General features: G+C 59.3%; 13 protein-coding genes and 2 rRNA genes (1 of these 15 only partly in view). 9 read left to right on the top strand and 6 right to left on the bottom strand.

The annotated features are described in order from the left end of the window. The 6 genes from LOY36_RS24050 to LOY36_RS24025 form a co-directional block, all read left to right on the top strand. A 23S ribosomal RNA gene (locus tag LOY36_RS24050) occupies nucleotides 1–426 on the top strand (it extends 2,466 nt beyond the left edge of the window). A gap of 154 nt (nucleotides 427–580) precedes the next feature. After that, nucleotides 581–696: ribosomal RNA gene (rrf, locus tag LOY36_RS24045) — 5S ribosomal RNA — on the top strand. 149 nt (nucleotides 697–845) lie between these two features. Continuing rightward, the gene (locus LOY36_RS24040; RefSeq protein ID WP_258671167.1) at nucleotides 846–1,505 is read left to right on the top strand and encodes a paraquat-inducible protein A; all 660 of its coding nucleotides are present in this window, start codon (nucleotides 846–848) and stop codon (nucleotides 1,503–1,505) included. Continuing rightward, nucleotides 1,492–2,115 (top strand): paraquat-inducible protein A, encoded by a 624-nt coding sequence (locus LOY36_RS24035; RefSeq protein ID WP_007941211.1) that lies wholly within the window; start codon nucleotides 1,492–1,494, stop codon nucleotides 2,113–2,115. The genes LOY36_RS24040 and LOY36_RS24035 overlap by 14 nt, the downstream gene beginning before the upstream one ends. After that, a complete protein-coding gene (locus LOY36_RS24030; protein WP_028940287.1) occupies nucleotides 2,108–4,411 on the top strand; it encodes an intermembrane transport protein PqiB in 2,304 nt (767 codons plus the stop codon). The genes LOY36_RS24035 and LOY36_RS24030 overlap by 8 nt, the downstream gene beginning before the upstream one ends. 129 nt (nucleotides 4,412–4,540) lie before the next feature. Beyond that, nucleotides 4,541–5,482 carry an AEC family transporter gene (locus LOY36_RS24025; RefSeq protein ID WP_018927222.1) on the top strand — a complete coding sequence of 314 codons (942 nt, stop codon included), beginning with the start codon at nucleotides 4,541–4,543 and terminating at the stop codon, nucleotides 5,480–5,482. Nucleotides 5,483–5,512: 30 nt separating this feature from the next. Here LOY36_RS24025 and LOY36_RS24020 read toward each other — a convergent pair whose 3' ends face one another. The 6 genes from LOY36_RS24020 to gatC form a co-directional block, all read right to left on the bottom strand. Continuing rightward, nucleotides 5,513–5,893: a carboxymuconolactone decarboxylase family protein gene (locus LOY36_RS24020; RefSeq protein ID WP_007941215.1), complete on the bottom strand. Its 381-nt coding sequence runs from the start codon at nucleotides 5,891–5,893 to the stop codon at nucleotides 5,513–5,515. Beyond that, nucleotides 5,890–6,951, bottom strand: a complete 1,062-nt coding sequence (locus tag LOY36_RS24015; protein WP_258671166.1) for a calcium/sodium antiporter — start codon at nucleotides 6,949–6,951, stop codon at nucleotides 5,890–5,892. Before LOY36_RS24015 ends, LOY36_RS24020 begins: the two co-directional genes overlap by 4 nt. A 50-nt stretch (nucleotides 6,952–7,001) precedes the next feature. Further along, nucleotides 7,002–7,376 (bottom strand): septal ring lytic transglycosylase RlpA family protein, encoded by a 375-nt coding sequence (locus LOY36_RS24010; protein ID WP_007941217.1) that lies wholly within the window; start codon nucleotides 7,374–7,376, stop codon nucleotides 7,002–7,004. A 191-nt stretch (nucleotides 7,377–7,567) separates the two neighbouring features. Beyond that, nucleotides 7,568–9,013, bottom strand: coding sequence for an Asp-tRNA(Asn)/Glu-tRNA(Gln) amidotransferase subunit GatB (gene gatB / locus LOY36_RS24005; RefSeq protein WP_019647645.1), 1,446 nt, complete (start codon nucleotides 9,011–9,013; stop codon nucleotides 7,568–7,570). Nucleotides 9,014–9,023: 10 nt separating this feature from the next. Next, nucleotides 9,024–10,475 carry an Asp-tRNA(Asn)/Glu-tRNA(Gln) amidotransferase subunit GatA gene (gene gatA, locus LOY36_RS24000; protein ID WP_258671165.1) on the bottom strand — a complete coding sequence of 484 codons (1,452 nt, stop codon included), beginning with the start codon at nucleotides 10,473–10,475 and terminating at the stop codon, nucleotides 9,024–9,026. Nucleotides 10,476–10,491: 16 nt separating this feature from the next. Next, complete coding sequence (gene gatC / locus LOY36_RS23995; protein ID WP_007901429.1) at nucleotides 10,492–10,779, bottom strand: Asp-tRNA(Asn)/Glu-tRNA(Gln) amidotransferase subunit GatC; 288 nt, start codon at nucleotides 10,777–10,779, stop codon at nucleotides 10,492–10,494. Between the two features lie 210 nt (nucleotides 10,780–10,989). On the opposite strand from gatC, the gene mreB reads away from it, so the two are divergent. The 3 genes from mreB (at nucleotide 10,990) to mreD (ending at nucleotide 13,792) form a co-directional block, all read left to right on the top strand. Continuing rightward, complete coding sequence (mreB, locus tag LOY36_RS23990) at nucleotides 10,990–12,027, top strand: rod shape-determining protein MreB (RefSeq protein ID WP_002555108.1); 1,038 nt, start codon at nucleotides 10,990–10,992, stop codon at nucleotides 12,025–12,027. Between the two features lie 143 nt (nucleotides 12,028–12,170). Then, a complete protein-coding gene (gene mreC / locus LOY36_RS23985) occupies nucleotides 12,171–13,301 on the top strand; it encodes a rod shape-determining protein MreC (protein WP_081628174.1) in 1,131 nt (376 codons plus the stop codon). Then, nucleotides 13,301–13,792 carry a rod shape-determining protein MreD gene (gene mreD, locus LOY36_RS23980; protein WP_019647648.1) on the top strand — a complete coding sequence of 164 codons (492 nt, stop codon included), beginning with the start codon at nucleotides 13,301–13,303 and terminating at the stop codon, nucleotides 13,790–13,792. Before mreC ends, mreD begins: the two co-directional genes overlap by 1 nt. Nucleotides 13,793–13,819 lie beyond the last annotated feature (27 nt).

Raw genomic sequence — 13,819 nt, 5'->3', positions numbered from 1 at the left:
TCGACGGCGGTGTTTGGCACCTCGATGTCGGCTCATCACATCCTGGGGCTGAAGCCGGTCCCAAGGGTATGGCTGTTCGCCATTTAAAGTGGTACGCGAGCTGGGTTTAGAACGTCGTGAGACAGTTCGGTCCCTATCTGCCGTGGACGTTTGAGATTTGAGAGGGGCTGCTCCTAGTACGAGAGGACCGGAGTGGACGAACCTCTGGTGTTCCGGTTGTCACGCCAGTGGCATTGCCGGGTAGCTATGTTCGGAATAGATAACCGCTGAAAGCATCTAAGCGGGAAACTAGCCTCAAGATGAGATCTCACTGGGACCTTGAGTCCCCTGAAGGGCCGTCGAAGACTACGACGTTGATAGGTTGGGTGTGTAAGCGCTGTGAGGCGTTGAGCTAACCAATACTAATTGCCCGTGAGGCTTGACCATATAACACCCAAGCAATTTGTGAACTCGAAAGAGGCCAGATTGCGGTGTGTGAAGACGCAATGAACCGAAAGTTCGCAACCATTCACAAAAGCCGCACAAACTATCGCATACCCAATTTGCTGAAGCGTCGAAAGACGGTTCGGTACCCGAATTTCTTGACGACCATAGAGCATTGGAACCACCTGATCCCATCCCGAACTCAGAAGTGAAACGATGCATCGCCGATGGTAGTGTGGGGTTTCCCCATGTGAGAGTAGGTCATCGTCAAGATTAAATTCCGAAACCCCTATCTGCGTATGCAGGTAGGGGTTTTGTTTTGCCCGCAGAAAAAGTCTACTTCTCTGGCAACACAAAATTGCACAGTTATTTTCGAGTCAGGGCACTAGAATAGGTCCAACTTTTTTGGAGCCAGAGCCTTTATGCCAGATCCGGTTGACACCCATGGGCTGTCAGATTTACCACTGGACGGTTTGGTGGCGTGTCATGAGTGCGACTTGCTGATGCGCAAGCCTGAACTCGCCCATGGTGAGAAGGCCATTTGTCCACGCTGCGGTTATGAGCTGTATGCCCATCGGCACAATGTCGTGCAGCGCAGTCTCGCCTTGGTCATTGCCGCACTGTTGTTGTATATCCCCGCGAACTTTTTACCCATCATGCAGCTCCATCTACTCGGGCAGTCATCGAATGACACCGTCTGGAGCGGTGTTGTCGGTTTGTTCGATACCGGTATGCAGGGCGTAGCAGCAGTCGTATTTCTCTGCAGCATGGGGATTCCGCTGCTCAAGCTGCTCTGCCAATTGGTGGTGCTGCTGAGTATCCGATTCAATATCGGACGCAGTTACGGTTTGCTGCTCTACCGCATTTATCACCATCTTCGGGATTGGGGGATGCTTGAGGTTTACCTCATGGGCGTGCTGGTCGCGATCGTCAAATTGGCCGATATGGCGGCGATTACCGTAGGTCTTGGTTTGGCGTGCTTTATCAGTTTGTTGTTGGTCCAGGTCTGGCTGGAAGTGGTGATGTCGCCGCACCAGATCTGGCAGGCATTATCAGGAGAAGATGCCCATGCGGGCGATTGATGCGGGCATTCTGATTTGTGCCGAATGCCACGAGTTGAACAAGCAGGAAGCTGGCACTGACGAGCAGGTCTGCACCCGCTGTGGTGCGTTGGTTCATGCGCGCCGACCGAACAGCCTGATGCGTACCTGGGCGCTGCTGGTCACTGCTGCGATTATTTATATCCCGGCCAATGTGCTGCCGATCATGACCGTCAGTTCCCTGGGGCAGGGCGATCCGAGCACCATCATGTCCGGCGTGATCCAACTGGTTCAGCACGGCATGATTCCCATCGCGGCTGTGGTTTTTATCGCCAGTATTCTGGTTCCTACGTTCAAACTCGTGGGCATCGGGTTGCTGCTGTTTTCGGTGCAGCGCCGCCAGCCACTTTCCGCACGCCAACGTATATGGATGTACCGCTTTATCGAGTTCATCGGCCGCTGGTCGATGCTCGATATTTTTGTGATCGCCATCCTGGTGGCGGTTGTGAATTTCGGACGGCTTGCCAGCGTCGAAGCCAATCTTGGCGCCATCGCCTTCGCCAGTGTGGTGATTCTGACGATGCTTGCCGCAGTAACTTTCGATCCCCGACTGATTTGGGATAACACGGAGTCGGACGACGACCATGACTGATTTGCCTACAGCGAAAACCCGACCGGCCTCTAACTGGTCTGCCATCTGGGTATTGCCTCTTATCGCCTTGCTCATTGGTGGTTGGCTCGCCTGGCGTGCCTATAGCGAGACAGGCATTGAGATCCATGTGCGCTTCGAAAGCGGCGAAGGTATTCAGGCCAACAAGACCGAAGTCGTTTACAAAGGTATGTCGGTCGGTAAGGTGAAAGCCCTCACACTCGATGACGAAGGCAGCGCCAAAGGCGTGATCGCCACTATCGAGATGAATAAGGACGTGGAGCAATACCTCAGAACCAGCACGCGTTTCTGGCTGGTCAAGCCGAGCGTAACCCTGGCCGGTATCACGGGCCTGGAGACGCTGGTCTCGGGTAACTATGTGGCTGTCAGCCCGGGAGAGGGCGAGCCGACCCGCAAGTTCAAGGCCCTGGCCGAAGAGCCGCCGCTGTCGGACGCCAAGCCTGGTCTGCACCTGACCATCAAGGCTGATCGTCTTGGTTCGCTGAATCGCGGCAGCCCGGTGTTCTACAAGCAGATCCAGGTCGGTCAGATCAAAAGCTATTTGCTGTCCGCGGACCAGAACACCGTTGAACTCAAAGTCTTCATCGAACCGACCTATGCCAGCCTGGTACGCAAACACACGCGTTTCTGGAATGCCAGCGGCATCAGCATCGATGCCAACCTGTCCGGTGTGAAAGTGCGTAGCGAGTCCCTCGCCAGCATCGTCGCTGGTGGTATTGCGTTTGCTACACCGGAAAACCGCAAGGACAGCCCGCCCACCGACCCGAGCCTGCCGTTCCGTCTCTATGAAGACTTCGATGCAGCCGCCGCCGGTATTCGGGTCAAGGTCAAACTCAGCGATTTCGAAGGCCTGCAGGCCGGTCGTACACCGGTGATGTACAAAGGCATTCAGGTCGGCAATCTGAAGGCGCTCAAGATTGACCCGGACCTCTCCAGTGCAACCGCCGAGCTGACGCTCGACCCATTGGCTGAGGATTACCTGGTCACCGGCACGCAGTTCTGGGTGGTCAAACCATCGATTTCGCTGGCTGGTATCACCGGTCTGGAAGCATTGGTCAAAGGTAACTACATCGCCGTGCGCCCTGGCGACAAGGGGGGCGCACCGCAGCGCGAGTTCGAAGCGCGGGCCAAGGCGCCGCCGCTGGATCTGCGTTCGCCGGGCCTGCATCTGGTGCTGTTCACCGAAAACCTAGGCTCACTGGAAGTCGGCAGTCCGATTCTCTACAAGCAGGTCAAGGTGGGTTCGGTGCAGAGCTACCAGTTCTCTCGCACTAAAAAACAGCTGGTGATCGGTGTGCACATCGAGAAGGAGTACGAGGGGCTGGTCAACGCCTCGACGCGCTTCTGGAATGCCAGCGGCATTACGCTGACAGGTGGGCTGACCGGTGGCATCCAGGTCAAAAGTGAGTCGTTGCAAAGCCTGATGGCTGGCGGCATTGCTTTCGAAACCCCAGAAGCCAAAGCGCCGTTGCGGAAGCGCATTCCACGTTTCCGTCTGTTCGCCAGTCATGAAGAGGCAAACCAGAAAGGCGCCGTGGTGACCATCAAGGTCGATCGCGCCGATGGTCTGCGCACGGGCACGCCGATCCGGTTCAAAGGCCTCGACGTCGGCAAGGTCGAAGACGTTGACCTCAGTGACGACCTGCAATCAGTGCTGCTGACCGCGCGGATCACTGAGGTGCCGGAACGTATCGCTCGGGTAGGCAGTCAGTTCTGGGTGGTCAAACCCGAATTGGGTCTGATCAAGACGTCCAACCTTGAGACACTGGTGACAGGACAGTACATCGAAGTGCAACCGGCGCCGAAGAACCTCGGTCCGCAAAAGGACTTCGTAGCCCTGACCAATCCCCCGGAAACCGCCAAGGAAGAGGCCGGTTTGAGCCTGGTATTGAGTGCTGCTCGTCGAGGTTCGCTGAAGACCGGTGTGCCCGTCACCTATCGCGAAATCACGGTGGGCAAAGTAACCGGCTATGAACTGGGCCAGACGGCGGATCGAGTGTTGGTGCACATCCTGATCGAGCCGAAATACGCGCCATTGGTACGCAGTGGCACGCGGTTCTGGAACACCAGTGGTTTTGGTTTTGACTACGGCTTGTTCAAAGGCGCAACCATACGCACCGAATCGCTGGAGACACTGATCCAGGGCGGTATCGCTTTTGCCACACCGGATGGCGACCGCATGGGTGTCCCGGCGCGGCCCGAGCAAACGTTTCCGCTGTTCGACAAGTTTGAAGATGAATGGCTGACTTGGGCGCCGAAGATTTCTATCGGTAAGTAACCCGAGGTTAATTTGGCGTTTATCAGGACGTCTTCGCGGGCAAGCCCGCGAAGACGGTCTACCAGACGCCGACGTCTCCGGTGGCTTATCATTAGCCCCCTAACGACGCCCACCCAAGGTTCCCCCGGCATGCTGGCTATTTTCCTCGAAACCCTGAACATCACTGCGCCGGTGTTTGCCATGCTGTTTCTGGGTGTGCTGCTCAAGCGCATCGACTGGATCAACGACAATTTCATCCATACTGCGTCGGCCCTGGTGTTCAATGTCACCATGCCGGCGTTGCTGTTTCTGGGTATCTTGCATGCCGACCTGCACGCTGCGTTGCAACCGGCGCTGCTGATCTATTTCTCGGTCGCGACCCTGATGTGCTTTGCAATTGCCTGGGGGTGGGCGATCTGGAAATGCCCGCGGGAAGATCGGGGCATTTACACTCAAGGCGCGTTTCGCGGCAATAACGGGGTAATCGGCCTGGCCCTGGCGGCGAGCATGTACGGCGACTATGGCATTTCCCTTGGGGCGATTCTCGCGGCGCTGGTGATCCTGTTTTACAACACGCTCTCAACCATTGTGCTGGCGGTCTACAGCCCGGTGATCAAGTCTGATCCGTGGAGCATCTGCAAAAGTGTGATGGCCAATCCGCTGGTCATCAGTGTGATTGCGGCCGCACCATTTGCCTGGTTCCAGATCGGCTTGCCGGGATGGCTGGAGAGGTCCGGTCAATATTTGGCGCAAACCACCTTGCCATTGGCATTGATCTGCATCGGAGGCACGTTGTCGCTGGCGGCAATGCGCAAAAGCGGCACGATGGCGCTCAGTTCAAGTCTGGTGAAGATGATCGGCCTGCCGGTGCTGGCGACACTCGGCGCCTGGCTCTGGGGCTTTCGTGGGGCGGAGTTGGGGATTCTGTTTCTGTACTTCGGTAGCCCGACCGCCGCGGCCAGTTTCGTCATGGCCCGGCAGGCCAATGGCAATCATGAACTGGCGGCGGCGATCATCGTGATTACTACACTGATGGCGGCGGTCACCACCAACATCGGGATCTTTTTGTTGCAGTGGGGTGGGTGGATCTAACCTCGGGACTTGCGGCGTTCTTCAGGTCGCCTACTCCGGCTTCTGATAGGTGTCGATCACTTCCTGCGCCGCCCGAAATGCATCGATCGCCGCCGGCACACCGGCATACACCGCGCAATGCAGTAGCGCTTCGCGAATCTCTTCCACCGTGCAACCGTTGTTCAACGCACCGCGAACATGGCCTTTCAATTCTTGCGGGCACTTCAGCGCGGTCAGCGCAGCGAGAGTGATCAGGCTGCGGGTTTTCAGCGGCAAACCTTCGCGGTTCCACACGCCGCCCCAAGCATGCTCATTGACGAAGTCCTGCAGCGGCTGGGTGAATTCGGTGGCGTTGCCCAGGGCGCGGTCGACGAACGCGTCGCCCATCACTTGGCGGCGGATTTCAACCCCAGGCTTCTTATCAGTGCTCATGGTAATTCCTTCTTGTGGTGTTGGCGACGCCAGGCGCGAAGCGAGGTGAACAGTAAAAACGCCACCAGCGCCGGCAGAACGAAAAACAGCATCAGGTGTTCAAGCTTGCCGGCCAGCGGCATGCCCGTGGTGAACGACACCACGTGCAGCCCATAGGCCAGGTACAAGCCCAAAAACAGCAGGCCTTCGGCGCGGGTCACCCGGTAGCCGGAATAGAACACCGGCAGGCACAGCACCGCGACTCCGAGCATCACCGGCAAATCGAAATCCAGCGCGTTGGGCGAGACCGACAGCGGTGACGGCGCGATCAACGCGGTCAGCCCAAGTACGCCCAAGAGGTTGAACAGGTTGCTGCCGATCACGTTGCCCACCGCGATGTCTCGTTGGCCACGCAACGCGGCGATCAACGAAGTGGCCAGTTCCGGCAGGGACGTGCTGACGGCGACGATGGTCAGGCCGATGATCCGCTCCGACAACCCCAGGTCGGTCGCGACCGCCACAGCGGCGCCGAGCAGCAAGTGCCCGGCGAACACCAGCATTGCCAACCCGGCGACAATTATCAGCAGACTGCTGAACCACGGTGCCTGCGGCGCTTCATGAGCCCCCGATGGCGGACGGGACGAGTGCCGTGACTGACGCAGTAGCAAGCCCAGATACAGCGCCAGCGCTGTCAGCAGGATCACGCCGTCGACCCGAGTCAGTTCTTCATTCCACGCCAGTACGGACACCAGCAGGCTGGCGCCGATCATCAGTGGAATATCCAGGCGCACCAATTGCCGCGAAACCCGTAGCGGAATAATCAGTGCGGAGAGCCCGAGGGTGACGAGGATGTTGAAGATGCTGCTGCCGATCACGCTGCCGACGGCGATGTCGGCGTTTTGCGCCAGGGTGGCTTGCAGGCTGACCGCCATCTGCGGCGCGCTGCTGCCGAGGGCCACGATGGTCAGGCCGATGATCAGTGGCCGCACATGCAGGCGCGCGGCCAGGCGTACGGCGGCGCGCACCATCAGTTCGGCGCCGGCGATCAGTAAAAACAGACCGCAGAGCAATTCAATCACGCTGATCAGGGGTAAATCGGCCAGTCCGAAAATAGTCAGCGCTCCATCTATCAGTCGTCGAGGGCTTGCACGCGAACCTTCGCGGTGCCACTGCGCAGCATGCCCAACTGTTCGGCCGCTTCACGGGACACGTCGATCAGGCGTCCACGGGAATATGGCCCGCGGTCGTTGATACGCACCACGCAGGATCTGTCGTTATTCAGGTTGGTAATCTTCACTCGGGTGCCGAACGGCAACTGGCGATGGGCGGCGGTCAGGCCATGCTGGTTGAAACGCTCACCGCTGGCGGTGCGTTTGCCATGATGCTTGGCGCCGTAATACGAAGCCGTACCGGTCTTGTCGTAGCCGTGTGGATCGATGGTATCCGTACTGGCACAACCGGCCAGCAGGGAGAGCAGGGCGCAGGCGCTTAGCAGACGTTTCATTTGGAGGGCTCCCAAAATAAATGTGGCGAGGGAACTTGCTCCCGCTCGACCGCGAAGCAGTCGCAAAATCGGCTGATGCATTCTCGCTGAAAGAGTGCGGTTGCCGATTTGGGCCTGCTTCGCAGACCAGCGGGAGCAAGCTCCCTCGCCACAAGGAATGGAGCCAATATTGAGAGCTGGCTCCATTCTCATCAGCCTTCGAGCTTGCTTTTAAGCAGTTCGTTGACCTGTTGCGGGTTGGCCTTGCCTTTGGAGGCTTTCATGGCCTGGCCGACGAAGAAGCCGAACATCTTGCCGCGTTTGGCTTCGTCTGCCGCGCGGTACTGTTCGACCTGTTCAGCATTGGCCGCGAGCATCTCGTCCAGTACCGCCGAGATTGCGCCGGTGTCGGTCACTTGCTTGAGGCCGCGCTTGTCGATGATTTCGTCCGCGCTGCCTTCGCCGTTGGCCATGGCTTCAAACACCACTTTGGCAATCTTGCCGGAGATGGTGTTGTCCTTGATGCGCAGCAGCATGCCGCCCAGTTGCTCGGCCGAAACCGGCGACTGGTCGATGTCCAGGCCTTGCTTGTTCAGCAGGCTGCCCAGTTCAACCATGACCCAGTTGGCTGCCAGTTTGGCGTCGCCACTGATGCTCACGACTTTCTCGAAGTAATCGGCTTGCTCACGGCTGGTAGCCAGGACGCTGGCGTCATACACCGACAGCCCGAACTGCGCCTGGAAGCGCTCGCGTTTCTGCGGTGGCAGCTCTGGCAGGGTGGCGCGTACGTCATTGAGGAACGAGTCCTCGATGACCACCGGCAGCAGGTCCGGGTCGGGGAAGTAACGGTAGTCGTTGGCTTCCTCTTTGCTGCGCATCGGACGGGTTTCGTCCTTGTTCGGATCGTACAGGCGAGTCTGCTGGATCACTTTGCCGCCGTCTTCGATCAGCTCGATCTGGCGCTGTACTTCGCTGTTGATCGCCTTCTCGATGAAACGGAACGAGTTAACGTTCTTGATCTCGCAGCGAGTACCGAACTCGGCCTGGCCTTTCGGACGGATCGACACGTTGCAGTCGCAACGCAGCGAGCCTTCGGCCATGTTGCCGTCGCAGATGCCCAGGTAGCGTACCAGCGCGTGGATCGCCTTGACGTAAGCCACGGCTTCCTTGGCGCTGCGCATGTCCGGCTCGGAAACGATTTCCAGCAGCGGCGTGCCGGCACGGTTCAGGTCGATGCCGGTGGCGCCGCTGAATTCTTCGTGCAGGCTTTTACCGGCGTCTTCTTCCAGGTGCGCGCGAGTGATGCCGACGCGTTTGACCGTGCCGTCTTCGAGGGCGATGTCCAGGTGGCCCTTGCCGACGATCGGCAATTCCATCTGGCTGATCTGGTAGCCCTTGGGCAGGTCCGGGTAGAAGTAGTTTTTGCGGGCGAACACGTTGTGCTGACCGATCTCGGCATCGATGGCCAGGCCGAACATCACCGCCATGCGCACCGCTTCCTGGTTCAGCACCGGCAATACGCCGGGCATGCCGAGGTCAACCAGGCTGGCCTGGGTGTTCGGCTCGGAACCGAAGGTGGTGGAACTACCGGAAAAGATTTTCGACCGGGTGGTGAGCTGGGTATGAATCTCCAGCCCGATCACGACTTCCCATTGCATGTGTTTCTCCTCAGAAGCCGGTTGGGGTGCGGGTGTGCCAGTCAGTGTTTTGCTGATACTGATGGGCAACGTTCAACAGGCGACCTTCCTGGAAATACGGGGCGAGCAGTTGCACGCCGACCGGCAGGCCATCGACAAAACCTGCAGGCATGGACAAGCCCGGCAGACCGGCGAGGTTGGCGGTGATGGTGTAGACGTCTTCCAGATACGCGGCGACCGGGTCGTTGTTCTTGGCGCCGAGCTTCCAGGCCGGGTTCGGCGTGGTTGGGCCGAGGATGATGTCGACCTCATTGAAGGCAGCCATGAAGTCGTTCTTGATCAAGCGACGGATCTTCTGCGCCTTCAGGTAGTAGGCGTCGTAGTAACCGGCCGACAACGCATAGGCACCGACCATGATCCGGCGCTGCACTTCCGGGCCGAAACCTTCGCCACGGGAACGCTTGTACAGGTCTTCCAGGTTTTTCGGGTCCTCGCAGCGATAGCCGAAACGTACGCCGTCGAAACGCGACAGGTTGGAGGACGCTTCCGCCGGGGCGATCACGTAGTACGCAGGAATCGCGTGCTGCATGTTCGGCAGGCTGATTTCCTTGATCACGGCGCCGAGTTTTTTCAGCTCTTCAACGCTGGCCATGATCAGGTCGGCGATGCGCGGGTCCAGGCCTGCGCTGAAGTATTCCTTCGGCACGCCGATGCGCAGGCCTTGCAGCGAACCGTTGAGGCCGGCGCTGTAATCAGGCACGGGCTCGTCGATGCTGGTGGAGTCCTGCGGGTCGAAGCCGGCCATGCCTTGCAGCAGGATCGCGCAGTCTTCGGCGGTACGGGCCAGCGGGCCGCCCTGATCGAGGCTGGATGCGTAGGCGATCATGCCCCAGCGCGAAACACGACCGTACGTCGGTTTCAGGCCGGTTAGGTTGGTCAGCGCAGCGGGCTGACGAATGGAGCCGCCGGTGTCGGTGCCCGTTGCCGCCGGCAACAGACGAGCGGCCACCGCCGCCGCCGAACCGCCGGACGAACCGCCCGGAACATATTCCAGGTTCCACGGGTTTTTCACCGCGCCGTAGTAGCTCGACTCGTTGGCCGACCCCATGGCGAATTCGTCCATGTTGGTCTTGCCCAGAGTCACGGCCCCGGCAGTGGCCAGTTTGGCGACCACGGTGGCGTCGTACGGCGCCTTGAAGTTGTCGAGCATCTTCGAGCCGCAGCTGGTGCGGATGCCCTGGGTGCAGAACAGGTCTTTGTGGGCGATCGGCGCGCCGAGCAGGGCGCCGCTCTCACCGTTGGCCCGACGTGCGTCAGCGGCTTTCGCCTGCTGCAGTGCCAGGTCTTCGGTGAGGCTGATGAAACTGTTGAGCTGCGGGTCGAGCTGGGCGATGCGCGCCAGCAGGACTTTGGTCAGCTCTTCGGAGGAAAACTTTTTATCGGCGAGTCCGCGGGCGATCTCGGCCAGAGTCAATTGATGCATTGCAGGCTCTTTCCCTTTAGTCGATGACTTTCGGAACCAGGTACAGGCCGTTTTCGACCGCTGGTGCGATGGACTGATAGGCCTCGCGATGATTGGTCTCGGTCACGACGTCTGCACGCAGGCGCTGGCTGGCTTCCAGTGGGTGGGCCAGCGGCTCGATACCGTCGGTATTGACCGCTTGCATTTCGTCGACCAGCCCGAGAATGCTGTTCAGGGCCGAAGTGATGTGTGGAAGATCGGCATCATTGAGGCCAAGGCAGGCCAAATGAGCGATTTTTTCCACGTCGGAGCGTTCAAGCGCCATGGGATTCTCCAGTGGAAAACAAAACGGACCGCGTCCGTGTGTTAGATTGTCGGAACACTACCGCATATCTACGGTCTCAAGGCCGCGATTGTGGTGCTTGGTGCACAGAAAAGCAGCCAATTTAACATATTGGCGCCTTGCCCAAAATCCCTGTCGTTGTTAGAGTTTGCCGCACTTTTTTACCCACGCGTTGCCTAGGGTCCCTTTCCCATGTTCAAGAAACTGCGTGGCATGTTTTCCAGCGATCTTTCCATTGACCTGGGCACTGCCAACACCCTTATTTACGTGCGCGAGCGCGGTATCGTCCTGAATGAGCCATCGGTTGTGGCTATTCGGACACACGGTAACCAGAAAAGTGTCGTTGCTGTCGGCACCGAGGCCAAGCGCATGCTCGGTCGTACGCCGGGCAATATTGCAGCCATTCGTCCGATGAAGGACGGCGTGATCGCCGACTTCAGCGTTTGCGAAAAAATGCTGCAGTACTTTATCAACAAGGTTCACGAGAACAGCTTTTTGCAGCCTAGCCCTCGTGTGCTGATCTGCGTTCCATGCAAATCCACCCAGGTTGAGCGTCGTGCCATCCGTGAGTCGGCCCTCGGTGCCGGCGCCCGTGAAGTGTTCCTGATCGAAGAGCCAATGGCTGCTGCGATCGGTGCCGGCCTGCCGGTTGAAGAAGCTCGCGGCTCGATGGTTGTCGATATCGGTGGCGGTACCACTGAAATCGCGCTGATCTCCCTCAACGGTGTGGTCTATGCCGAATCCGTACGGGTTGGCGGCGACCGCTTCGACGAAGCGATCATCACCTACGTGCGTCGCAACTACGGCAGCCTGATCGGCGAATCCACCGCCGAGCGCATCAAACAGGAAATCGGTACGGCCTACCCGGGCGGCGAAGTTCGTGAAGTCGACGTTCGTGGCCGTAACCTGGCCGAAGGCGTTCCACGCGCATTCACCCTGAACTCCAACGAAGTGCTGGAAGCTCTGCAAGAGTCGCTGGCCACCATCGTTCAAGCAGTGAAAAGTGCGCTGGAGCAATCGCCTCCGGAACTGGCTTCCGATATCGCCGAGCGTGGTCTGGTACTGACCGGTGGTGGCGCTTTGCTGCGCGACCTCGACAAGTTGCTGGCCCAGGAAACCGGTCTGCCGGTGATCGTCGCCGAAGACCCGCTGACCTGCGTTGCTCGCGGCGGTGGCCGTGCATTGGAAATGATGGATAAACACACCATGGACCTGCTGTCGAGCGAGTGATCTCGCCCGATGCATCTATGCTGGTGAGCCCGCAGGCAGCACTTTGCAGTGCTGCCTGTTGGCGTTTATCTTCTGTCAGTCTGCATCCAGGCCGGTTTGATGCCGTATGAATAAAGAGAACATTTGCCTGGGAGGAGCGGCTTATTAAACCGCTTTTCACCAAAGGCCCCTCACTGGGCGTGCGCTTGTTGGTGCTGGTCGTGCTATCGGTCGCGCTGATGGTGGTCGATGCCCGCTTCACACTGCTCAAGCCAGTGCGTAGCCAAATGTCGCTGGTGCTGATGCAGTCTTACTGGATCACCGACCTGCCGCAGCGGCTATGGCAAGGTGTGGCCAGCCAATTCGGCAGCCGGACCGAGCTGGTCGCCGAAAACGAAAAACTCAAAACCGAAAACCTGCTGTTGCAGGGGCGCATGCAAAAGCTTGCCGCCCTCACCGAGCAGAACGTTCGGCTGCGCGAGTTGCTCAACTCTTCCGCACTGGTCAACGAGAAGGTCGAAGTGGCCGAGTTGATCGGCATGGACCCCAACCCCTTCACCCATCGCATCATCATCAATAAAGGTGAGCGCGACGGTGTGATCCTCGGTCAGCCGGTGCTCGATGCCCGTGGCCTGATGGGGCAGGTGGTCGAGCTGATGCCGTACACCTCGCGCGTACTGTTGCTGACCGACACCACCCACAGCATTCCGGTGCAGGTGAACCGTAACGGTCTGCGGGCGATTGCCAGCGGCACCGGCAACCCGGAGCGCCTTGAGCTGCGTCATGTGGCCGATACCGCCGATATTAAAGAAGGCGATCTGCTGGTCAGCTCCGGCCTCGGTCAGCGTTTCCCGGCGGGTTACCCGGTGGCGACGGTCAAGGAAGTGATCCACGATTCCGGTCAACCGTTTGCCATCGTGCGTGCGGTGCCGACTGCCGCGCTGAACCGCAGCCGTTACTTGCTGTTGGTGTTCAGTGATGGTCGCACAGCCGAGGAGCGCGCCAACGAAGCCGCCCAGGCTCAAGAGGCTCTGGACCGGCAGGGTGGCGGGCCGATCATTCCTGCAACCGTACCGAAACCGGCCGCGTCGATGATACCGGCTGCCGCTGCAACTCCGGCTACTCCGGCGGCTGCACCTGCTGCCGCGACCCCGGTCAAACCTGCCGCGTCCCATCCTGCTGCCGCCAAGCCACCCGCGACGACACCGACGGCCGCCAAACCCAAACCCGCTGCCGTGAAGCCTGCTGCCAAACCGCCTGTCGCCGCGCCGGCCACCACTGGGGGAACAGAATAATGGGCGGTGCAACTTCCTCCCGAAACGGCTGGATGGTCTGGCTGACGTTCGCCATCGGCCTGTTGCTCAGCGTTTCACCGCTGCCGCAATTCATGGAAATCCTGCGTCCTTTGTGGCTTGCCTTGCTGTTGGCCTTCTGGGCGTTGGCCCTGCCGCATAAAGTCGGCATGGTCACCGCCTGGTGCCTGGGGTTGGCCGAAGACGTGCTGTATGGCACGTTGCTGGGCCAGAACGCGTTGATCCTCACGCTCATTACGTTCCTGGTGCTGTCGCTGCAACAGCGCCTGCGCATGTTCCCGATGTGGCAACAGAGCCTGGTGATCCTGGTGATCTTCGGCCTCGCCCAACTGGTTCAGTTGTGGCTGAGCGCCCTGACCGGTAATCGTCAGCCGACCCTGGCGCTGGTGTTGCCGGCACTGGTCAGTGCGTTGCTCTGGCCTTGGATCAGCTTCGGTTTGCGCGGTTTGCGTCGACGCTACAAAATCAATTAATTCGGTCAGGCATGTGCCCGCACCTCG

It is taken from the genome of Pseudomonas sp. B21-019, from assembly GCF_024749225.1.
Taxonomy (GTDB): domain Bacteria; phylum Pseudomonadota; class Gammaproteobacteria; order Pseudomonadales; family Pseudomonadaceae; genus Aquipseudomonas.
This window is presented reverse-complemented; position numbering and strand designations above follow the sequence as displayed.